General features: G+C 50.4%; 22 protein-coding genes. 5 read left to right on the plus strand and 17 right to left on the minus strand.

Translation table 11 applies throughout. From position 1 onward, the window contains the following. The first annotated feature begins 34 nt into the window (after positions 1-34). The 3 genes from whiG to TPCCA_RS03515 are packed head-to-tail and all read left to right on the plus strand — an operon-like array spanning position 35 to position 3,414. On the plus strand, positions 35-823 hold the full coding sequence (gene whiG / locus TPCCA_RS03505) for an RNA polymerase sigma factor WhiG (RefSeq protein ID WP_013945314.1): 789 nt from the start codon (positions 35-37) through the stop codon (positions 821-823). An 8-nt stretch (positions 824-831) separates the two neighbouring features. Next, positions 832-2,802, plus strand: coding sequence for a FapA family protein (locus TPCCA_RS03510; protein WP_013945315.1), 1,971 nt, complete (start codon positions 832-834; stop codon positions 2,800-2,802). Positions 2,803-2,838: 36 nt separating this feature from the next. Next, the gene (locus tag TPCCA_RS03515; RefSeq protein ID WP_013945316.1) at positions 2,839-3,414 is read left to right on the plus strand and encodes a hypothetical protein; all 576 of its coding nucleotides are present in this window, start codon (positions 2,839-2,841) and stop codon (positions 3,412-3,414) included. Positions 3,415-3,428: 14 nt separating this feature from the next. On the opposite strand, the gene TPCCA_RS03520 is transcribed toward TPCCA_RS03515, so the two are convergent. The 17 genes from TPCCA_RS03520 to TPCCA_RS03600 form a co-directional block, all read right to left on the minus strand. Beyond that, entirely contained in the window at positions 3,429-4,343 is a 915-nt protein-coding gene (locus tag TPCCA_RS03520; protein ID WP_010882157.1) for a MinD/ParA family protein, read from the minus strand. Beyond that, a complete protein-coding gene (flhF, locus tag TPCCA_RS03525; protein ID WP_013945317.1) occupies positions 4,315-5,628 on the minus strand; it encodes a flagellar biosynthesis GTPase FlhF in 1,314 nt (437 codons plus the stop codon). The genes TPCCA_RS03520 and flhF overlap by 29 nt, the downstream gene beginning before the upstream one ends. Before the next feature lie 34 nt (positions 5,629-5,662). Then, positions 5,663-7,786, minus strand: coding sequence for a flagellar biosynthesis protein FlhA (flhA, locus tag TPCCA_RS03530; protein WP_013945318.1), 2,124 nt, complete (start codon positions 7,784-7,786; stop codon positions 5,663-5,665). 8 nt (positions 7,787-7,794) lie between these two features. Then, a complete protein-coding gene (flhB, locus tag TPCCA_RS03535; protein WP_013945319.1) occupies positions 7,795-8,925 on the minus strand; it encodes a flagellar biosynthesis protein FlhB in 1,131 nt (376 codons plus the stop codon). Then, a complete protein-coding gene (gene fliR, locus TPCCA_RS03540) occupies positions 8,922-9,719 on the minus strand; it encodes a flagellar biosynthetic protein FliR (protein WP_013945320.1) in 798 nt (265 codons plus the stop codon). The genes flhB and fliR overlap by 4 nt, the downstream gene beginning before the upstream one ends. A gap of 12 nt (positions 9,720-9,731) precedes the next feature. Further along, on the minus strand, positions 9,732-10,016 hold the full coding sequence (gene fliQ / locus TPCCA_RS03545) for a flagellar biosynthesis protein FliQ (protein WP_010882162.1): 285 nt from the start codon (positions 10,014-10,016) through the stop codon (positions 9,732-9,734). A gap of 18 nt (positions 10,017-10,034) precedes the next feature. Beyond that, positions 10,035-10,850: a flagellar type III secretion system pore protein FliP gene (gene fliP, locus TPCCA_RS03550; protein WP_013945322.1), complete on the minus strand. Its 816-nt coding sequence runs from the start codon at positions 10,848-10,850 to the stop codon at positions 10,035-10,037. Beyond that, positions 10,847-11,524, minus strand: a complete 678-nt coding sequence (locus TPCCA_RS03555; RefSeq protein ID WP_245522093.1) for a FliO/MopB family protein — start codon at positions 11,522-11,524, stop codon at positions 10,847-10,849. The genes fliP and TPCCA_RS03555 overlap by 4 nt, the downstream gene beginning before the upstream one ends. 46 nt (positions 11,525-11,570) lie before the next feature. After that, entirely contained in the window at positions 11,571-12,617 is a 1,047-nt protein-coding gene (gene fliN, locus TPCCA_RS03560; protein WP_013945324.1) for a flagellar motor switch protein FliN, read from the minus strand. Beyond that, on the minus strand, positions 12,610-13,644 hold the full coding sequence (gene fliM, locus TPCCA_RS03565; RefSeq protein ID WP_013945325.1) for a flagellar motor switch protein FliM: 1,035 nt from the start codon (positions 13,642-13,644) through the stop codon (positions 12,610-12,612). Before fliM ends, fliN begins: the two co-directional genes overlap by 8 nt. A 21-nt stretch (positions 13,645-13,665) precedes the next feature. Beyond that, positions 13,666-14,214 (minus strand): flagellar basal body-associated protein FliL, encoded by a 549-nt coding sequence (gene fliL / locus TPCCA_RS03570; protein ID WP_010882167.1) that lies wholly within the window; start codon positions 14,212-14,214, stop codon positions 13,666-13,668. 109 nt (positions 14,215-14,323) lie between these two features. Then, positions 14,324-15,040, minus strand: a complete 717-nt coding sequence (gene motB, locus TPCCA_RS03575; protein WP_041610043.1) for a flagellar motor protein MotB — start codon at positions 15,038-15,040, stop codon at positions 14,324-14,326. Between the two features lie 5 nt (positions 15,041-15,045). Further along, positions 15,046-15,825, minus strand: coding sequence for a motility protein A (locus TPCCA_RS03580; RefSeq protein WP_010882170.1), 780 nt, complete (start codon positions 15,823-15,825; stop codon positions 15,046-15,048). 15 nt (positions 15,826-15,840) lie between these two features. After that, entirely contained in the window at positions 15,841-16,038 is a 198-nt protein-coding gene (locus tag TPCCA_RS03585) for a flagellar FlbD family protein (protein WP_010882171.1), read from the minus strand. A gap of 57 nt (positions 16,039-16,095) precedes the next feature. After that, a complete protein-coding gene (gene flgE / locus TPCCA_RS03590; protein ID WP_013945328.1) occupies positions 16,096-17,487 on the minus strand; it encodes a flagellar hook protein FlgE in 1,392 nt (463 codons plus the stop codon). Between the two features lie 70 nt (positions 17,488-17,557). Further along, positions 17,558-18,019: a flagellar hook assembly protein FlgD gene (gene flgD / locus TPCCA_RS03595; RefSeq protein ID WP_013945329.1), complete on the minus strand. Its 462-nt coding sequence runs from the start codon at positions 18,017-18,019 to the stop codon at positions 17,558-17,560. Between the two features lie 77 nt (positions 18,020-18,096). Further along, positions 18,097-19,740: a flagellar hook-length control protein FliK gene (locus TPCCA_RS03600; RefSeq protein ID WP_013945330.1), complete on the minus strand. Its 1,644-nt coding sequence runs from the start codon at positions 19,738-19,740 to the stop codon at positions 18,097-18,099. A gap of 271 nt (positions 19,741-20,011) precedes the next feature. Here TPCCA_RS03600 and TPCCA_RS03605 point away from each other — a divergent pair, with 271 nt between their 5' ends. After that, positions 20,012-20,806, plus strand: a complete 795-nt coding sequence (locus tag TPCCA_RS03605; RefSeq protein WP_245522094.1) for a CDP-alcohol phosphatidyltransferase family protein — start codon at positions 20,012-20,014, stop codon at positions 20,804-20,806. Positions 20,807-20,879: 73 nt separating this feature from the next. After that, complete coding sequence (locus TPCCA_RS03610) at positions 20,880-21,500, plus strand: NUDIX hydrolase (RefSeq protein WP_013945332.1); 621 nt, start codon at positions 20,880-20,882, stop codon at positions 21,498-21,500. Position 21,501 lies beyond the last annotated feature (1 nt).

Here is a 21,501-nt window from a genome sequence, read left to right on the forward strand (position 1 = left end):
TCTGAAATCAGCTATAACAGTAGAGGGCACGGGAATGGGGAACACAGCCTTCGAACAGCAGTCGGAAGAGGAGCTTTGGCTCGAGTATCGGAGGACGCGTAGCGCGAAAATACGCGAGTACTTTGTTGTGCAGTACGCTCCTCTGGTCAAATACGTTGCAAGCAAAATTGCCGTTGGGAAACCGGGGAACGTTGAGTTCGATGACCTCGTAAGCTACGGTATCTTTGGTCTTTTCGACGCTATCGATAAATATGACCCAGAAAAAAACATTCGATTTAATACGTACGCGGTTACGCGCATCCGCGGTGCTATCTTTGATGAACTGCGCTCCATCGACTGGGTTCCCCGGTCGGTACGTCAGCAAACACGCCAGATAGAAGAAGCGATTGCAGATCTGGAGGCACGCCTTGGGCGTGCTGCCACAGATACCGAGATCGCGTGCGCGCTGAATATTGAGCTTGAAGAGTACCACCAGCTCCTCTTGAAGGTGTCCGGCACGAGCGTGATTTCCCTTGCCGATTCGAAGTTTAGTGGAGATGAGCGAGACCACGTCTCTGTGGGAGACAGCATCGAAGCGCCCGCTTCTCTCAATCCCGACGTCATTGTCGAACGCGAGGAAATCAAGCGTATCATCGCAGAGGCAATTAGGGAACTTTCTCAACGCGAGCAGCAGGTGCTCATACTATACTACTACGAAGAAATGACCTTAAAGGAGATTGGCAAGGTGCTCAAAGTGACCGAGTCGCGTATCTCTCAGATCCACACCAGCGCGAATTTAAAGTTAAAGGCAAAGCTCACCAACATCAAAAAGGGTATCCGGTAATACTCCCTATGAATACTCGCTTTGATCAAATTCGCCGCGATATGCAGAAACGCTACGAGGAGGATTCTAAGCGTGTCTGCGTCAGTGCGTGCGCAAAAACACTTGATGAGGCACTTGAAGCTGCTGCTGTTCAATTAGGAATACCGAAATACCGCGTTGAATACGAGGTGCTCGAAAGAGGCGCTGGCAGTTTCTTTTCCTTCCGCCAAAAAAAGTGGAAAATCCGCGCCTACGAGAGCTCTTCACTGGAGTTTGCTGCCGGGAACGTGTCTGCACCGCACGATTCACACCGGGACGTATCTTCTTCCCCCAACACCGGACACGACGGCGCAGCCTTTGTACTTTGCAAAAAAGAGGGCGTTTTTCTAAAAATCACCGCTCCCCTCGGTAAAGGGCGCAAGGTTTCACTCGCCAGCGTCCAGGAAAAGTTCCGCGCACGCGGCCTTGCCCTGCCTCCCGCTGACACTCTCAAGGTGCTGATAAAAAACGCTACGAACAGCTACGTGCACGTTTCTTCATTCGAACGTATCCCTGCACATGATGCAATGCTTTCTGTGGAGATCCGAGAAAACGACATGAAGGCCTTTGTAACTGCCACCCCCCCTGGACGGAACGGCGCTGACATATGCGCGGACACCATCTTGTCTTTCTTGCGCTCCAATCGGGTTGTGTACGGCATCGACATGGAACGCGTCAATTCGTTCCAAGACTGTCCGGTTTACCATGAACCCTACCTCATTGCACGGGGCACCCCTCCGAAGGACGGTGAAAATGCGAGGATTTCTTATCACTTCGAAACTGACCGCACCCGTGTGCACTTGCAAGAGCTCAAGACGGGGAAGATTAACTTTAAGGAGTTAAACCTCATTCATAACGTGGTCAAAGGACAGCCGCTTGCGCAGAAGCTGCCTGCACAGCGGGGTACTCCTGGCAAAACCGTCACGGGCACGTATCTTCCGGCACAGTCGGGAAAAGATGTGTCCATTCCTCTGGGAAGAAACACAGCGCTTGCGCGTGACGGCCTTACGGTCATTGCAGAAACTGACGGACAAGCCCTGCTTTCCCGAAGGGGCATCAACGTAGAACCCATCTATGTGGTAGAAGGAAACGTCTCTGTAAAAACAGGGAACATTATGTTCCTTGGTACCGTGTTGGTACACGGAAACGTTGAGGATAACTACGAGATTAAGGCCTCAGGCAACATCGAAGTGCGCGGAACGGTGGGAAAGGCCTTGCTTGATGCAGAAGGGGACATTCTAGTCGGACAAGGTATTGTGGGAAAGGAGGAAGGATGCATTCGTGCAGGCAAATCTCTGTGGGCTAAATTCATCCAGAATTGCGCCTCAGTTGAAGCAGGAGATCTTGTCATTGTTTCTGACGGAATTATGAACTCGCACGTCATTGCTAACCGGAAAATCATTTGTCGTGGGCGGCGTGCCGACATCATCGGAAGTAACGTTGCAGCGGCAGAGGCTGTCTACGCGCGCAACCTAGGCAGCCAATCGGGCGGCAACGACACGCAAATCAGCGTCGGCTTTGATCCGCACCGTGTACGTCGCCTCAGCATGTTGCAGGAAGAGTTGCACGCACATGAACGAAAACTCTCCGATCTGTCTTTGAACCTCCAATCCCTCGAGAATTTAAAGAGAGCGCGTAAGGAACTTCCCCCAGATAAGGAGGCGCTCGAGACCAGTCTGCATGAGGAAAAGATCTCACTCGAGCAGCTAGTGCAGCAGTCGCGCGCGGAGCTCGAAGAGATTCAGGCATCCTTGGATGCTTCTCCAATCGAGGGGAAAATCTCTGCCTCAGGGCAGGTGTATTCTGGTGTAAAAGTCACCATTCGAGACGTGAGCGAAGAGGTGCGCGCGGACAGCACGGCCATAAGTTTTTATTTACGCAATGGCCTCATTCGCTATGGCCAATACACGGGCGAACAGGATGAAGATTATAAAAAAGCCCCTTCAGGTTATGCGTACTGAGTTTTCCTTATACGCAGTGAAAATGAGGAATACGCTATGCTGGTGATGTCGATTACGTTCTCTTTCGTGGCCGTTGCTCTGCTTGTGTACTTCTATGTGAAGGTGCGTACGAGTTTTTCTCCTGACGCCTATGCGAAAACGATGCAACAGGAAGTGATAAAGATGATTCGAGATATACGGTATGAAGCGGACATTGCCGTGCAAATGCTCGAGAAGAAGATAGGAGAGTGTAACCAGGTCGTCCGCACGATCGACAGAAAACTCACTCTTCTTAACGAGGAAATACTTAAGGAGCACACGGCTCGCACCCTATTCAGGGCATCGGGTGCGAGGTCACAGGAAACTCAGGAGGAGGTTTGCGCGCGACCTGAGCACCGGAGCGCTCCTTCACGCGCAGGATCGAGTGCAGCGAAACCCGCCCCTACCAAGCGTGGCACCATTGAGGTTTATAACGAGAAAATCATTCGGGACAACGGGCTGAGAGCTGAGTCCCCTTTGCTTAAAGACGCCATCATCGCCCTATCTGAGAAGGGACTTGCCCCTGAGTTCATTGCGGAAAAGACCGGCAAGCCACTGGGGGAGGTCCAACTTCTCATCAATCTTAGTCGGTAGGGAAAGGGGGAGCCTTATTCCCATTCCCTTCCAAATATCCTGCGAATAAAACCCGAAAGCCCGCCTGTCTCGGCGATCTCTGTTTTTTCCAGCTTTGCCACGATATGGCGCAAGCACACGGAGGCCTTCCCCCGAGGCTCGTGGATTAAAAAAGGGACCTGTCTGAGAACGCTCGCACCTACCGAGGTGTCGTCATAAATGAAGCCCAGATAATCTAACTTCAGATTTAAAAACTGAGCTGCAATTTGTATCATGCGTTCAGAGATCCTTCTTCCTTCTGCGGCAGAATTCACTCTATTTACTATCATCTTCAAGTTCATATCCCGATTATCAACCTCAGTTGCAATGATCTTTATCATTCCATACGCATCGGTGATTGCCGTAGGTTCGGCAGTGGTCACAACAATGACATCATCGGCAGATGCAACAAAGCTTACGACATTCTTCGAAACACCAGCGCTTGTATCGATAATAATGATATCTGTCTCCGATAAAGAATATAACTCTTGGATAAAAGCTGCACGCTCTTCTTCGTTTAAATTTGCAATCTTGGAAAACCCTGATGCACCAGCGATGAGCTTGATACCAAAATTAGTATCGATGATGATATCAGACATTTTCTTCTGCTTTTTGATCACATGGTACAAATTATACTGGGGAACAACGTTCATTATCACGTTCACATTTGCAAGTCCAAGATCTGCATCTATGAGTACCACCTTTTTCCCCATGTACCCGTAAGCAATTGCCATATTCGTTGCAATATTCGTCTTTCCCACCCCGCCTTTTCCACTGGTTACCACGACAACACGCGTTCTATGCTGATGACGTTCAACACGCTCCCGCGCATTTTTTTCCTGCATCAAATCCCTCAGCTCTTCTGCCTGGTCTGCTATGCGCTTATCTCTCTTTGCTACCGTAATCACCATAGTCGTTGCCCATCTCCTCAGCAAGAAGTTTAAAACCTTTTAATTTAGAAAGTAGTAAATTTACTGACGCCTTTTCTAAATTGCTTGGAACCGTTTGTCCTGTCGTAATATAGGTGATAGGAGTCCTTGCCTCACTCAACGCACTAATGAGGTTTCCAATACTTGTTGTTTCATCAAGTTTGGTTACTATCAGCGCACGATACTCAAAAAGCGCATATTGCTTAAACACCTCGCGCAAGTCGTTCGCCTTCGATCCAGCGTCAATGGTAAGGTACACTTCCAGTTCAAAATTTTTTACCGCACGAAAGTATTCCACCATCCGCTCTATATTCTGTCCATCAACCGGACTCCTCCCTTCCGTGTCCACAAAGACCACATCGGTCTCCTGCTGATACAGTGTCATGTACGTCAAAAACTCAACCGGTGCTTGCACTACACACAGATCGAGTCCCATAAGCTCGCAATAACGTTCCATTTGAAACGCTGCACCAATACGAAAATTGTCCGTTGTAATGATTTTTACTCGTGGCTGAATACCAGTTCGCTTCGGTTCTGTAACAAAATAGAACGCGGCAAGCTTTGCGAGGGTAGTGGTTTTTCCCACACCAGTCGGTCCTACTAATACAATGTTTCTTGTTCCGGTACAAATAGGGGGAACCTGAATATGGACTGATTCTATAATCCATCGCAGGACTGTTGATTCAACTTTTTCGAAAGACTCTAAATCATGATAACTGAGTTCGTCCTTTAGACGAGCAATACTTTTTCTTATAAATGAAAAACTAAAATCATTTTCCTCTAAAAGAAGTTCGATTCTTTGAATCGACTGCAACTCCTGTGTTATCACCACCGGCGCACTATTCGTGATCTTCTGGATCATACCCTCTAGCGTTTGAGTGAGCGTATGCACCGCTTCAGGGGAAGTTGGCACTTTTTCAGTTTTCTTCTCTTTTGCCGCTGAAATTAAGGGCTCTACCTGCTGTGCTATCTTCGCATTAATACGCTGCGCAGATTCAAGTATCTTTATTTTTTCTGCTTCAGTATCCTCTACCCGGGCAGCAGACACACGCGTACGCGATTGCACTGAGGGTATCTCGTGTACTGATGATTGCGATCCCCTATTGACAGAAAAAAAAATCTCTACCGAGACTCGTTCTATGAGACCAAAAAAGAAACTCCTATTATTCCTCTGCGTGCGCAGGATATTAACTCGATCTCCATACTTTTTCCGAATTTTCTCTATCGCTTTTTCCTTCGTTGGGGCAACTTCTACTAATAACTCCACCTATCAAACCCTCCACCCATCTTGTGCCCGAAGACTACTGCTTTCTCACAAAAGCATCCACATCACTCTCTTCTATCCTTACTACTCCCACTGTTTCAATGCGCATATCGGTAGAAACTTCTTTATAGGACATAACTGCGATTTCAATACGATCTGAAAAAAACAAACTCCACATTGCGCTACGAATCGTATCCGTCGTTAGCAACACGGGAATATACCCCTCCTGTCGTGTGGGAACAAAAACGGTGCGGACCGCTTGCAGAACTTGTCTTTGTTCATCGAGAGAGAGCGTCAATATTGATAACGAATCCACGGTTAACGCTATCTTTTCTGAAAGGAACGTTTCCAACGAGGAGTCCAATCTCATAACATGGAGAACGTTCTGTTCATCTGCATATTGCAGACAAATCTGCCTTCCCAATCGCTGACGAACTTTTTCAATAAGAATAGGAACGGGCACAGTGTCGCTCGTAGAAGCAAAATCTGCAAGTGTCTCAAATATCGCAACTGTATTTCTAATAGACACTTGTTCACGTAACAACCCTTGTAACACCTTTTGGATCTTTCCGAGTGGACACTTTTGCGTTACATCATCTACCACCGCCGGGTATTCCTTGCGTAGTGCATCGATGATCATTTGCACGTTTTGCCGACCTAAAATATCCGCTGCATTGGTACGGATTACCTGAGTCAGGTGCGTGGCGATGATTGCAGATGGAGCAACTACAGTGTAACCGACACGCTCAGCACGATCGCGATTTTCTTCAGAAATCCACACAGCAGGGAGTCCAAATGTAGGATCAATTGTTCGCTCCCCTGGAACCTCCTCTGTAACTTGACCAGACTTTATGGCGAGAAACCATCCCAAGCGCAGCTTTCCCCGCGCAACTTCTAATCCTTGGATTTTAAAACAATAACTGCTCGGATCTAAACGCATATTGTCAATAATTCGAATTTTAGGAGCAACCAATCCGAGATCCAACGCGGCATCTTTTCTAATAACTGTAATCCTACTTAGGAGCTCTGCACCCTTTTCTTTATCAACAAGAGGAATTAATCCATACCCAAGTTCTAGCGAAAGTGGATCAAGCGGCACAATAGGACCCATTTCAGAAGTACTATCTTGAGTCTGTTGCATACCCTTTTTATCTGAACTTTTTTGCATCTCATGTTCTTGAACGTGTACCCGTTCCCTTTTCCTTAGCTGCAGTCCCACAAAGGCAAAACACACGGCCATAAAAAATAAAATACTGTGGGGAAAACCCGGCAACACCGCCATAACGATCAATGCACCTGAGCCAATAAAATAAACAAGTGCACTTTTTGAAAATTGTTCCTGTACGTTTTGACCAAATGACCCTTGATCGCTTGATCGAGTGACAATAAAACCTGTTGCAACAGACAACAACAAAGAAGGAAGCTGTGCAAGCAACCCATCTCCTATCGTTAAATTTGTATAGGTCTGCAATGCTGCCTGAAAACCCTCCCTACGAAATATGACACCCACTATCAGGCCTGCAATCACATTTACAATGGTAATAAAAATACCAATTTTGACATTGCCCGATACGAACTTACTCGCTCCATCCATTGCTCCAAAAAAATCTGCTTCACGCTGAATTTGCCTCTTACGCTCTCGCGCTTCTTCTTCGGTGATAACACCTGCATTATATTCAGCATCAATGGACATGCTTTTGGTTGCATTGAAGTCTAAGGTAAAACGCGCAGCAACTTCTGCAATACGCGTCGCACCCTTAGTAATAACAAAAGCTTGCACTGCAATTAAAATGATGAATACCGTAAAACCAATTACTAGACCTTGCGTCCCGGATCCTCCCACCACAAAAGAACTAAACGCACGGATCATATACCCGCTAAACCGATCTCCTAACGTTAAAATCAACCGGGTGGAAGACACGTTCAGTCCAAGTCCAAAAACGGTTGAGGTCAACAAGAGCGAGGGAAATACAGAAAAATCTGTTGGTTTTTCAACAAATAACACCATAAGTAATATCAAAAGGTTAAAGATAAGATTAAAGGCCATCAACGCATCGAGAATTTGCGTGGGCAGAGGAACAACAATAGAAAAGACAACCACCAACACTGAAATCGCAACAAAAGCGTCAGTAGTGAAAAAGGCACTCTTACCGTGCGCCATAGTATGGGTTACCTCTTACGCTGTGCATGTGTTTTAAATTTATCCAGCTTGGTAAAAATCAGCACTAAAGCATTAAAATATTCGTAGGGAACTTCTCTCCCGATAGCAACCTGCGTGTACAACGCACGTGCAAGCGGTTTGTTTTCTTCTATCAAGATACCTGCCTCTTTTGCCAACCGTTTAATTCGGTATGCAGTCCCATCAGATCCTTTCGCAACCACAGTCGGCGCAGTCATGTATGCAGGCTCATATTGCACCGCAACTGCAAAATGAGTCGGATTAGTGATCACAACATCAGCGTCAGTGGTATTCCGAGCAGACTCTCTAACAAGAGATTGCATCTGCTTTCTAACATAACTTCTCACGAGCGGGTCCCCTTCCTGCTCTTTTAACTCCTCTTTCACTTCCTGCCGAGACATTTTTAACGAATCGATGAATTGCCTTCTTTGGAAGAAATAATCGGGAAGCGCGAACACCACTAACAGCAAACTTACTTCGAGGAGAACTTTACCCGCAAGGGATGTAATGTAGAAAATACTCTGGGTAAGACTCACACCCAATAAAGAAACAAACATAAAAAGATCATTACGTATAGTAAAATACGATACAAAAAATATCGCTGTAATCTTTATGAGAGATTTAAGTAAATTGAAAAGCCCTTCTGTTGAAAAAAATGAGCGTTTGAAAAAACGAATTACATCTGGAGATATTTTCTTAAACTGCGGTCGAATCGACTTTACCGAAAATAAAACGGTCTTGTTTTGTACAATGTTTGCCGCAACGCCAGAGACCAGCGCAACAAAGGAGATCGGAAGTGCAAGTTTCATAAAATACCGCACAAATACAAAAAACCATCCAGTATTCTGGATGGACGCGGTAGTAGCACGCGTAAAGAAAAACCTGAGTACACCGATGCACTCTCTCAATATAAATGGTGCAAGCAAGAACAAGGAAGTTGATGTGAAGAGCATCACAAACGCTCCATTTAGATCCTGGCTTTTCGGAACACGTCCTTCTTCTCGTGCTTTACGGAGTTTTGTTTCGGTAGGATCCTCTGACCTCCCTTCATCCTCAGCGGCAAACCACTGCAAATCAATAATAAAAGGAGGAAGCGGAAATGTTCCTTCTTGTTCTATCATAGGGCTTTTCCAAGCTTTACCAATAGCTGCTCAAACATTTCAAAACCGCCAAACAGTATAGAAACAAACAGGTTTATCATGTAAGGAAGAATTACGCTCAGTAAAACAAACGTAACTACGATTGTAAGCGGAAGCCCTTCAGAGAGTAGATTCATTTGTGGGGCCGCTTTTGTTAATAAACCCATTGAAACGTGGATTAACAGCAATGCTCCCATGATAGGCAGTGCGATAGTCATCGCGTGTAAAAAAAGAGCACTCAACGCTTTGGTAAAAAACAGCAGGAGCGCTTCCTGTTTCCGCAGAAAAACAAAGCAATTAACAGCCTGAAAGCTCCGCAGCACGCCTCCTAAAAACAGGATTTGAAATCCTTTTATTTGCAAAAAAACAAGCATCGCCACAAAGTTCAAAAACTGTCCCATCAAAGGATTTTCTATTTGTGCAAAGGTATCGTACATCTCAGATGTTCCAAAACCCATCTGATACGAAAAAAACTGTCCTGCCGCACTAAAAGTCGTAAAAATTACGCTAATAAAAAAACCTGTTAAAATCCCCAGCAAACCTTCTCCGAGCAACAAAAGCACATAGTACGCACTAAACTCACGAACCTGCACGGGTGCAGGGTACGCAAGCGGTAATACGAGGAATGCAATCAGGCCTGCGAGTGCCACCCTCACTACCCGAGAAACCGAGCGCACCGACAAGAGAGGTACCGTAAACATAAGCGCAAACACGCGGACCGCCGCAAGAAAAAAAAGAGAAGCCTGAGAAAAGAGTGCATCAAAGGACCGTTCCATCGCACATATCCACTAGACAGGTCCACTCCTCACTAACTGAGGGATAATGTCAAACAGCCTTACGGTATAATTCTGCAGCATTGTCAGCATCCACCCACCGAGGAGGGCAATCATTCCCAATATAGTCAACATCTTAGGAACAAAGGTAAGTGTTTGTTCCTGAATAGACGTCACTGCCTGAAAGATAGCCACTATTAAGCCAACGACAAGCGCTGTGCACAGAACAGGCGCGACAAGTAACACCACCTGAAAAACACCCTCTCGTATCAAGCCTAATACCGCACCTTGCGTCATCACACACTCCCGTCCTGTATGTTATAAAAACGAATGAAAAAGCCTATCTATCAGCAGATTCCAACCGTCCACCAGCACGAACAAAACCAATTTAAACGGCAATGAAATCTGAACCGGCGGCAGCATAATCATACCCATAGACATCAAAATACTCGCTACAACCATATCAACAATTATGAAAGGTAAGTACAGGAAGATACCAATCTGAAAGGCTACGGTCAGCTCATGCAGGATAAAAGCAGGGATAAGGACATACGTGGGCACGTCCGCAAGTGTATCTGGCTTAGGCAGCTTTGCCATGGACATACAAAGACGCACAGAAGACGGGTCATGCGCCATCTGACGATACATGAAGACACGCAGCGGTCTTTCTGCCTCCGTATATGCAGTCTGGATATCTACCTGGCCATCGGCAAGAGGTTTAAACGATTTGGCATAAATCTCAGTAAAGACCGGCCACATGATAAATAGGGCGAGAAACAATGCTATGCCGTGTAAAACCTGTGTGGGCGGCACTTGCTGCAGCGACAATGCACGTTTGATAAAATCAAGGACGATAGACAAGCGCAGAAAGGCAGTCATCAAAAGCAAGATACTCGGCGCAAGGGAAATGAGCGTGAGCAACAGGAGAAGTTGCACAGAAAAAGCCACTTCCCGATTGGTCTGGGGCTCCCGGATATCAAAATTGATGAAAGGAATGCGTGAAGCCGGCCGCTCAGCATTGATACCAGTAACGCCGCGCTCGACACCGCCGCGCGCATCCTGTGCAAAAAGCGGGAAGAAAAACAATAACACGAAAAAGAGCGCGCAGCGTACGCACGCACGAGCACGGATCACAGAGCATCCTGTGCAGCAGATTCTTCAGAATCATTACGAGGGATGCGACGCAACTTCTTTCTCGTATCTGCAAGAAAATCTGCCTCAACTAACGGTTTCCCCTTACCGGTAACGCGCGCGGGCAAGAGGCGCGCGAGCATCTGAGAAAAATCCGCACGGGCGTCAGTGCCCTGCTCATCAGCGACGATGTTCATGGTATCGATGAGCTCTTTGTCCTTGACCTCTGCAATGAGTGAAATGCACGTATCAGACGCTGCCAATACAAAGGCGCGCTCTGCAAGTCCTACCACGTACACTGCGCGCCCTGGCGCAATGGGCAAACAGGCAAGCCGCTTCAAAAATGGATCGTGCGCGCTAGAAAGAAACGCACTGCGTCTGATAAGACGCAGAAACCCGTATACAGCCGCACACACCACGCAGAGCACGAGACTAAAACGCAACAGAAGAGAAAACACCGAAGGGGACGGGTCACGCGCAACCGGGGCAGCGTCGAAACGGAACGCCTGTTCAGCAGGGGTGAGCGGGAACGCGTCCCCCCTCGTGTCACGCGCGGACTCAGGCGCCGGCTGCTCCTTCTGTGCAGAAGGCGGTGACACCGCTTCTGAAACGGCAGAAACATCTACCCCCTGCTGCTGTGCCCAGAGCTCAAAGGACACATGCAAAAAAACATGCACCGAAAGGAACAGCGTCGCGCACCGCGGTACGATCCGAAGGGAGCAATTAAACGTCCGCAATACGTTCTCCCGGCGAGAGAATTTCCGTAACACGCACCCCAAAGTTTTCATCAATAACCACCACCTCTCCTTTTGCGATCAACTTGTGATTGACCAAAATATCAACAGGTTCACCGGCAAGCTTATCCAACTCGATAATGTGGCCTTCCCCCATACCCAGGATATCTTTAATCATCATGCGTGTACGCCCGAGCTCAACGGTAACTTCCATGAACACGTCCATGATAAGCCCGATATTTCCCTGTTCTGCGCCACCTGCTGCATTCTGCAGCGGATGAAACTGGACTGACTGCACACTCGGACTCGCGGCGCCTATCCCCATCTGCATGTTCACGCCCCCCATTTGAGAATTGCCCACCTGCGCCTGCGGGCGCTGCATTGCCCCCCCCATCCTCTCGATAATTCGAACCATCAGCTGCTCAGACACCGACTCCCACAGCGTATACGAAGTGCCATCTAGCTCCACCGTATAGGTAAAAACGCACAGACGCTGCGGGGGAAAGCGAACCATCGCCTTAGGCACCTGCACCGACTCTGCAGGAGCCACACTTACATTCTGTACGTTCCGCGCCTCAAGCGTAGAAAGCTGTGCGCTGACATATTGGGTGATCGTTTCACTAACAACCGAAAGTCCCATATCATCGATTTGATCGTTGTCCTCATGACTGACCAAATTGACGAGTTTCTGCGCAAACTCAGGAGCCATGAGGAACAAATGGTCCCCTGCAAACTCTCCTTCAAAATCGATGACAGTTGCCACTAACATGTCCGGAATGACGCGGGAAAACTCTTCCTTAGAGGAAATTTCCACGCGCGGCGGGGAAATAGAAACAGTCTTACCGGTCAAAGACTCCAAGCTCGGGCAAAAGGAACCCACATTCGCCTGACAGAAAGACTGCAACAACTCGCTTTGTGCGCTGGAGAGCCCCCCACCGGAGAAAGACGCGCCCGCAGCGGGGGAGTCGCCGGCTCCCATCTCAACACCTGAAAGCAGGGCATCGATTTCAGCCTGAGAAATAGAGCCGTCACTCATACAATTCCTCCTCGTCCGCGGATAATTCCTCAAAATCCTCTTGGGAGGTACTTTCTATTCGTTCCAAAATCTGCGCGGCAATCTTTTTTCCCACCACCCCAGGCTGACACAAAAACTTCTTGCGGTTCCCAATACTGAGCACAAAAGGATCGCCCACATGGGTGTCGTGCAACCGGATGATATCCCCCACCCGGAGCCCAAGGACATCGCGCACTGAAAGGCGGAGCGACCCAACTTCTGCCACCACATCCATATCCACCGTGGATAGCTTGTCGCGCAGAACCCCCATGTACTGCGTGGTAGAACTCCTGCGCACCGAAGAAAACCAAAACTGACTCGACAACTTAGAAATGATAGGTTCTATGGTGATGTACGGAATGCAAAAGTTCATCATCCCCTCTTCCTCACCCACCTTTGTCTCGAGCGTCACCAACACCACCATCTCTGAGGGAGGAACGATCTGTGCGAATTGCGGGTTCGTTTCGATTTGACCCAGGCGCGGACGCAGATCGATAACCTGCGTCCAGGATTCACGCACATTCGCCAGAATACGGACGATGACCCCTTCCATTACTGAATTTTCAATATCAGTCAAATCCCGCTGCACCTTGGCTGCCTGTCCTGTTCCTCCAAAGAGGCGGTCAATGATAGAAAAAGTAATGGAGGGATCCACCTCAAGCACTGCGTTCCCTTTGAGCGGATCCATATTGATCACCGCAAGCGTGGAAGGCGTGGGAATAGAACGGATAAACTCCTCGTACGTGAGCTGATCTACTGACGCAACGTGCACGTGCACCATACTGCGCAGCTGCGCCGACAGCGAGGTAGTAGTCAACCGCGCAAAAGTCTCATGCATCAACGACAGTGTACGCATCTGCTCCTTTGAAAACTTATCCGGGCGCTTAAAATCATAGAGCTTAATCTTACGGGTGTCGCTGATAGGGCGCGCATCTTCAATACTTGCATCCCCAGAACTGATAGCCGTTAGCAGCTGATCTATTTCGTCCTGCGATAATACCTCTGTCATAGCATCCCCGTGATCTTTCCGTTAGGGCTTAAGTACGTCAAACTGCGTGAAACGAATGTCCTTGACTTTTGACCGAGAAAGTACATTGTCGTTAATCTCATTACGAATTTCAATCTTCACCTTTTGTTCATGCTCAGGACGCAACTCAGAGAGTGTTTTTCTCTGAAAGTACGAGCGCAAAAAATCCTTTAACTCCACCAAACGCGCGCTCAATTCCTGCTGTGCCGTTTTATCATTGAGCGGATACCCCAACGCAACGCTCACTACAACCGTCCCCGGTAGCGCATCTGCAGTATTAGTACGGATAAGGCCCACTGACTCGTAGTATTGCAAAAGCTCGCGAGACTCCCGAAACTCCTGTGAAACCGGATACGCCGTGTGGCTACTCCCCTGCTTTGCGAGCACCAGCGCGGTGGCTGTCACCACCGTCACAATGAAGATGACCGCCCCTACTGCAATGGCAACCCATCTGAGCAATCCTGGCAGAAAGCCCACCCTGTCCGCAGCAGGAGCGACAAGCTGTTCCTCAAAATCATCAGCGATATCTCCTATGGAGTCCTTTTCTGCCATACATCCTCCTCACGTACTACAGCGGCGTGCAGACGCGCCACCAGCTCAAACTCAGGCTGTGCAGATACCAGAAACTCACCTCCGGGAAAGGGGAAGCGGAAGTGTACCATCAAAAGTGACCCTCGTCCAGGATGACAATATCAACCCGCCGGTTGTACGCCCTCCCTTCAGGGCTTTCGTTTGAAAATTTTGCGCGTGTGTCTGCGTACCCTGCAAGGGAAAAGCGATTTTCCTGTGCACCAAAATCAGTAAGATAATGCAACACGCGCACTGCCCGACGGGTAGAAAGTTCCCAATTGTCTGTACTCCCATCTTCGGGCACCTCAACTGAGTCGGTGTGTCCCTCAATGCGAAACCGTCGACCGGCGAGCGCGTGATCAGACAAAAACTGCGCAACACGCAGCAACGCCTCCCGAGATTCCTCCACATTCAGATCAGAAGACCCCGGATAAAAAAACGAATCCGAAGTGAGCGAAATAACTAAGCCGCGCTCATCACTGGTCACCGCAATCTTATTGCTTTTAATCTCAGGAGCGAAAAGCGAAACCGCCTTCTTCAGCGCAGTCGCCAGCTTCTGTCCCTTTTCCAGTGAAGGCAGCGTGTTAACGGTGTTTCCCAAGTCAGCGAGCCTCCCTGAGGAGGCAGAAACCCCTCCACCGGTAGGATCACCTACAATCGATGCAGCAATACTCTGCAACACCGTGATATCAACTTCAGTTGGATTAAACAGCATGACAAAAAAACAGAGCATAAGCGTGACCATATCTGAGTATGTCGTTAGCCACCCTTGTGCCGCCCCGCGCGGAGCACGCTTCTTCCTTGCCATGAGCATTAATCCTTAATCAGTTCCATTTCCAGTTCCTTGCGCATCTTTGGACTCAAGTACGTCAGCAATCGCTGCGCAAGAACACGTGGATGATCCCCTGCCTGGATAGAAAGCACCCCTTCTATTACCATTTCCTTGGACTTTACCTCCAAATCGTGCTGATACTGCAACTTAGTAGCGACAGGAGTAATGAACCAATTCTGCACCAGCGAACCATAGAAAGTAGTGATAAGCGCAGTTGCCATGTTAGATCCCAGCGAGGACTTGTCTTCAAGCGTTGCAAGCATACCGATAAGCCCCATAACGGTGCCCAGCATACCATATCCGGGCGCGAGCGCAGCCCAGGAGTTCAAAAGGGAAATCCACGTATTGTGCCGATCTTCCATGTGCGTCAACTCGCTCTCCATCAGTGCCTTGATCGCATCTCCGTCCACACCGTCTACCACGTTCCGCAAACCAGTGCGCACGAAGTCATCGTCAAAGTCCTGAATTTCTTCTTCGAGCGCAAGTAAACCGGTGCGCCGACTTTTCTCAGCAAGCGCGTAGAGCCGCTGGACAATCTCCCGTTCGTGAAAATCCGCCGCATGAAAAACGCGCGCAATTACCCGAAAAACACCCACGGCATACGAAAGCGGATAGGTGAGAAAAAGCGTTAAGTACGAGCCCCCCACGGTGATCAACAATGACGGTACGTGAAAGAGCCCCCGCGCAGAACCACCGAGCACCGCACCAAAGATAATGATGGCAAAACCGCCGAAAAGCCCGATAAACGATGCGATGTCCATCGCTTCCCCCGTGTCTTAGGTCTCGTCGTTGAGGCAGCCGATGCTGCGCCGATAGGAGACAATTTTATCGATAACTTCTTGCACACTTTCCCTCACCACATAGCACTTACCCGACAGCATTTGAAGCGTTACATCAGGTGTACAACGCATCGTTTCAATGTGGTGGGGATTTACCCAATTTTCATTTCCATTCAGTCGCGTCACTTTAATCATCCCTCATCCCCATCACGCCACCTGCCGCTTAAGATACATTTTCACACAGTCGACACATCAGCGCTTCAAACTCAACACCGTATCCAACATGGTGTCGGATGTCTGAATCGTCTTTGCGCCCGCCTGAAACCCTTTTTGGGTAATGATCATATCCGTAAATTGATCGGTTAAATCTACGTTGCTCATCTCAAGTGTCCCTGCAATCAACTTTCCTTTCCCCATCACCCCCGACGTGCTAATGTTCGCTATCCCTGAGTTGTTCGATTGTACGTAGGTGTTCTCTCCTGCCTTCTCAAGACCACCTTGATTTGCAAATCCTGCAAGTGCAAGCTGGCCAATGTCTTGGCTCACCCCATTTGAATACACACCAGTGATGACACCGCTTTGATCTATTTTAAAATTTTCCAAATATCCCATTGCGTAACCGTCCTGCCGGTAGGCTTTGGTAGTACTGCGTTCAGCAAACTGCGTAATCGTATTGCGCGCGGTGCCAATTTCACCCAAGTTGAGCGTGAAAGCGTGGCGCGTAACCTGCCCTGCATCGTCCGGATTCGCACCGACAACATCGTACGACGCTTCAAGGAGCACCTGTCCGGTAGGACCGGTCACGTTCCCTGCAGTGTCGGTCACTGAAGCGAGGTGTCCAAAATTATCAAAATTTACAATAAAGGTGTTTGCCGCGCCGTCAGATGTCCCCACCCCTACACGCGTTTGCGTATCTACCTCTGTCCCCGGATCCACTGCGACAGTGGCCTGCCACTGATTGTTCGTCCCCGGCACACGCGAAAAGTTAATCTGCAACGTATGCTGCTGCCCGAAGCTATCATACACTTGAAAGTCAGTTGTCCACATGGACTTACGCACGTCCGCTTCGTTCGCATCTGCAGCAAGCTCAGGCAGACGCTTATCTAAATTACAGGCATAGTGAATAGTGCTGGTCTTCTGCGCATCTATCTTTTGCCCAATGGGGATAACGAGATCCTGCGTCTGTGCAGAGGAATTAATTAAACGCTCCCCCGCCACGTCCTGCGCCATCCAACCTTGAACGCGCATACCATTCGCAGGGTTCACGAGAGTGCCCGCATTATCAACCCCAAAGGCACCTGCGCGGGTGAAAAACGTCTTTTCCCCACTTTTCAGCACAAAAAAACCACTCCCCTGAATAGATACATCCGTATTGATACCCGTCGTTTGCAGTGCACCTTGCGTGTGAACAGTATCGATGCTTGCAATCAGCACGCCCAATCCCACTTCCTTGGGATTCACTCCTCCAACTTCTTCATTCGGACGCGCAGCCGCACTCAGTTGCTGAGAAATAAGATCTTGAAAATTAACACGACCACGCTTAAAACCGGTAGTGTTAACGTTCGCGACGTTGTTCCCAATGACATCCATGCGCGTTTGATGATTCTGCATACCAGACACACCTGAAAAAAGTGACCGCATCATATGCTCTGTGTCCTCCTCATGTGACTCATTTTCCTAATCTCTCTTTCTCTGCTTACAAACCATACAACTGCTACGACGCACTCGGATCTGCAATCACCTTGACGTGCTCCCATTCGTACCAGTGCGACCCCACCTGCACCTGGGGCTTGTCAGCACGGGTGACTGCACTGATAAGCCCACGAACAGTGTTATCCGCCTCAGTGACTTCAACCATTTTTCCCACCGCCTGCAGCGCTTCAGTATTGCCAAACAGCGTTCCGAGCTTCTCTACCTGCGCACTCATGTTGGCCATCTGCTCGAGCGAGGAAAATTGCGCCATTTGCGCAATAAACTGCGTGTCCTGCATAGGCGCAGTAGGATCCTGATGGGTAAGCTGCGCAATAAGGAGATGCAAAAAATCGTCCTTTCCTAACTCCCGCTTCGCACTGCGCGCGCCTGCCTCAAGCTGCTTGTTTATAACGCGCACATCCATTTCTAAACGCGTACGCTCAGCGGCGGTCATTTCAAACCGCATATTAGTGTTCTGTACCATGCCCCGGCCCTCCTCTCTTTTTCACCGGTTGTGTACGCTGACTCCCCCTACAGGGTAGGCAAAACCGGCGCGCCTATTTAGGCAAATACGTCAATCGTGAGCGCAGCTCCCTGCGCATGCCAATGGACTTCTTGCAGAACAGGCTCAACGCCCGCTCCCCCAAGACGCTGTGCAGCAGCGTAGGCTGCCGTCTGCGATGCCAAATGCCCGTCCTCTGCGTGCGCACCAGCGCCAAACCACTGCACATCAAACTGCGCAGCGTCAAAACCATTTGCCTCGAATGCACGCGCCAAATCCCCCAGATTTTCCTGAAAAGCTTCAAACGCCTCCTGAGAAGCAACGTGAATAGTACCCACCACCCGCTTATTCTCCGACAGGGCAAGACGTATGCTCACCGCACCAAGGTGCTCTGGCTTCAGCGCAATGTCGATGTATCCGCGTCCGTGATCTCGCAGCACAACCCGTCCAGATTGCGCAAGCTCTGCACTATGCGCACGAATGTGCGCCGAAAGAGCCGCCTGAGTGGTAGCAAATCCTCGGATCCCCTGCGACTGCGCTGTCTCCTCACGCGCGTGCGCAACTCCTTCAAACGCATGCTCCACGCCTGCACGCTCCCCCTCACGCAGCGGCGCCGTACCGTGCTCTTCCGCCCCCGCATCCATGTCCGCAGCCGACAGCTGCGCCTGCGCCGCAGGAAGTGCGGCGCCCGCGTGCGAAGACACACCCGACCCTGCACCGCGCGAATGCCTACGCGCGTCCAGCACAGTAAAGCGCGCGTCCGAAAAAGATCTCAACCCCTGAGGAGAATCCCCATGCCGAACCTGCCCGTACGCAGTCGCCCCCTGGAACGCCGCACCGGCGCTCACCCCTGCAGCAGCAGAGGCGTGAGACGCACCTGCCTTTCCTCCAAAGGAGCTGCCTGCTCCCCCAGACTGCAAAACAGGCTCACCACGGATAGCAGCCGCCACCAACCGCTGCCGCACCTCTGCATCGAAAATAACGTCAAAGACTTCAGACTCCGACGATGCCGCGTACGTGGCTTCGCTCCCCTGCTCACGCAGCAGGGCAGGGGCAGCGCCAGAAGGAAGAGACCCTCCGCGCAACCCCCGCGCACCAGCGCTTTCTCGCAGATGCTCCCCAGACTCCTGCCCACACAGGTCCTGCACGTGCGGTGCAGTCTCCGGCACACGCTGCGCGTACGCGCGAGACAGTCCTGCAGGACGCGCTGCACGCCCCCGTTCCCCGGATGAGGGCTGCTCTGGCACAACAGACCGCGGCGTTACGGAAGTTGCCTGCCGCTCTGCTACAAGAAACTCCGGCGCGGACGGCCACGACGCACCACCCGAAGCTTCCTGCGCCGCGCGCACGTAATCAAAGGGCCGCACTCCTGACGCCGCCTCCTGCGCAGCACGCAAACCAGTTTCGTACGCCACGAGAAATACATCCGAAAGAGACTCTTCTGTGAAAACGTCCTGTTGGGTACCCGAACCGGTTTGCTGCTCATCAGCTTCCTCGCGCACCCTTTCGTGCACTGCAGCCGACGCAGGGGAAAGGGAGACTTTCTCTGGCGCAGCGCCACGCATATGGTCATGCAACGACTGAGCAAAAGAACACGGCGCTGCCGCACACGACGTACCGACTGAAATAGTCTCCTGCGCAGCAGGCGCAGACTCCGCCACACCGATACCAATGGCCCGTGCCAGCAGTCCTCTCAGTTCCATGCACTCCCCCCACTCCCTGCCATTCTCGGCGCACTGCGCAGCACGTCTTAGAAAAAAGACCTGCCAGTCCGGTTCGGACGCATCTTTTCAATACAAAGCGCACGAGAAATTCAGCACCCTCCCAAAGGCTCCAGCACACCGCTTCTTTCCCGTTCAGTATTTCCCCGTTTCCCCTGACAAAAGATGGATTCTCGGATACCTTTCCCCTCCGTCTATGGAAAAGGAAACAGCTGGCATTCTCTGCTCCTATACGCTTTTTCACAGTGCGCTCGTGCTGGCGCTGTCCCTCGCGCACGGGCGTACCCAGGTGCCCCCCAGCTCCACGCTCAGCTTTTTAACGGTCATTGTACTCTGGCACTGTCTGCTCTTCTTTTTTCTTGTCGCATATAGCAGAGAACCTGCAGATACCACCGTGCCGTTTAAACCGCTGCCTGAACAGACAGCGCCTATTTGTGCCGCCGCATCTTCTGACTGTAAGGAGAACCGCACCGCGCTGAAAACGCTGAACACTGCAACGCACATCACGCTTATCCGTGCCAGTGCTATTCCTACCGTTGGCTTTCTGCTTAAATTCCACGCACTGGCGGGGCTTTCTTACTTCCTCGTTGCAGGACTGAGCGTTTTGTTCCTCACCGATTTTATCGATGGCAAAATTGCCCGCGCAAGACGAGAAACATCCCGCGTGGGAGAAACGCTCGATGCAGCAAGCGACTACGCGCTTATCGGGCTCATCTCAGCGCTTTACTACCAAAGCGGTGTGGTGCCCCTGTGGTTCTTTGTGCTTATCATCACCCGGCTTTCGTTACAAACGGTTATTGCCTGTGTGTACGCGCTTTTTGGCCACCCGATGACCGGTTCCACCGCGAGGGGCAAAGCGACGGTGGCCGTGACTATGCTCCTGTACACGCTCGAACTTGCTCGTCTCCTGCTTCCGAACCTTTCGCGATCAAACAGCGGCGCGCGCTTTTTTACCGGGGCAGAAATCCTTGCAGGATTCGTCATTTTCACCGGGATAGTGGAAAAACTATATCTTGGCGTTCAGCATCGCCCGGGACGCTCCCCGTAGGAGAGACGATACTTGCGCCGTACCTTGCAACACACAAAACCTGTACCAACCGGGGCAAAAGGGGTGCACGCCCATGGATGAAGGAAGAGAAACTGTCCAGCCTGCGCATCGCGCGAAGGAGAGAGAAAAACAGGACGCCCATCTTGCATGGGAGGTACGGAAACGGCACGAGGCGTGCCGCCTGCGCGTTTTTCACGTGCAAGAACTCGAAAGCGTTTCACCGCGCAAAACGGTACGTCGCTTTGTAACGCTCACTGCACCTGAGTGGGTAATCGTCGTGCCGCACGTGATGGAACGCGCACAACGTTTCTTCGTTATGGTGCGCCAGTGGCGCTGCGGTTCACAGACGGTGTGTACTGAATTTCCCGGCGGGGTTATCGACGCAGGGGAGCACCCTGAGGCCGCAGCGCGCAGGGAGCTGTTTGAAGAAACAGGAAGACGCGCTTCCTCTCTTGCACACCTTGGCACCATACACCCGAATCCTGCCGTGTTGGAGAACCGCGTGTACATCTTCAGCGCCGAGTGTACGCCTGAAGTACATGAACCGCAGTTGGATACCGACGAGTTTTTAGAGCGGTGCGTGCTCCCCGTGCACGACGTGTACGAACGCATGGGCCGCGCACCCTTTGACCACGCTCTCATGGGCGCAGCCCTCTTTCTTTTTTTGCGGGCGCATCCGCTTTCCTCCCTGTAAC

Origin of the sequence: Treponema paraluiscuniculi Cuniculi A, from assembly GCF_000217655.1 — a bacterium.
Lineage (GTDB): Bacteria > Spirochaetota > Spirochaetia > Treponematales > Treponemataceae > Treponema > Treponema pallidum.

What these genes read in the sequence shown, in the direction of transcription:
- flhA (WP_013945318.1), bottom strand. Translation starts at nt 7,786, where the DNA reads ATGGCGCACGGTAAGAGTGCCTTTTTCACTACTGACGCTTTTGTTGCG.
- fliM (WP_013945325.1), bottom strand. Translation starts at nt 13,644, where the DNA reads ATGACAGAGGTATTATCGCAGGACGAAATAGATCAGCTGCTAACGGCT.
- TPCCA_RS03600 (WP_013945330.1), bottom strand. Translation starts at nt 19,740, where the DNA reads ATGGAACTGAGAGGACTGCTGGCACGGGCCATTGGTATCGGTGTGGCG.
- TPCCA_RS03585 (WP_010882171.1), bottom strand. Translation starts at nt 16,038, where the DNA reads ATGATTAAAGTGACGCGACTGAATGGAAATGAAAATTGGGTAAATCCC.
- TPCCA_RS03510 (WP_013945315.1), top strand. Translation starts at nt 832, where the DNA reads ATGAATACTCGCTTTGATCAAATTCGCCGCGATATGCAGAAACGCTAC.
- flgD (WP_013945329.1), bottom strand. Translation starts at nt 18,019, where the DNA reads ATGGTACAGAACACTAATATGCGGTTTGAAATGACCGCCGCTGAGCGT.
- TPCCA_RS03515 (WP_013945316.1), top strand. Translation starts at nt 2,839, where the DNA reads ATGCTGGTGATGTCGATTACGTTCTCTTTCGTGGCCGTTGCTCTGCTT.
- whiG (WP_013945314.1), top strand. Translation starts at nt 35, where the DNA reads ATGGGGAACACAGCCTTCGAACAGCAGTCGGAAGAGGAGCTTTGGCTC.
- motB (WP_041610043.1), bottom strand. Translation starts at nt 15,040, where the DNA reads ATGGCAAGGAAGAAGCGTGCTCCGCGCGGGGCGGCACAAGGGTGGCTA.
- fliR (WP_013945320.1), bottom strand. Translation starts at nt 9,719, where the DNA reads ATGGAACGGTCCTTTGATGCACTCTTTTCTCAGGCTTCTCTTTTTTTT.
- fliL (WP_010882167.1), bottom strand. Translation starts at nt 14,214, where the DNA reads ATGGCAGAAAAGGACTCCATAGGAGATATCGCTGATGATTTTGAGGAA.
- flhB (WP_013945319.1), bottom strand. Translation starts at nt 8,925, where the DNA reads ATGATAGAACAAGAAGGAACATTTCCGCTTCCTCCTTTTATTATTGAT.
- flgE (WP_013945328.1), bottom strand. Translation starts at nt 17,487, where the DNA reads ATGATGCGGTCACTTTTTTCAGGTGTGTCTGGTATGCAGAATCATCAA.
- TPCCA_RS03610 (WP_013945332.1), top strand. Translation starts at nt 20,880, where the DNA reads ATGGATGAAGGAAGAGAAACTGTCCAGCCTGCGCATCGCGCGAAGGAG.
- fliN (WP_013945324.1), bottom strand. Translation starts at nt 12,617, where the DNA reads ATGAGTGACGGCTCTATTTCTCAGGCTGAAATCGATGCCCTGCTTTCA.
- TPCCA_RS03580 (WP_010882170.1), bottom strand. Translation starts at nt 15,825, where the DNA reads ATGGACATCGCATCGTTTATCGGGCTTTTCGGCGGTTTTGCCATCATT.
- TPCCA_RS03520 (WP_010882157.1), bottom strand. Translation starts at nt 4,343, where the DNA reads ATGGTGATTACGGTAGCAAAGAGAGATAAGCGCATAGCAGACCAGGCA.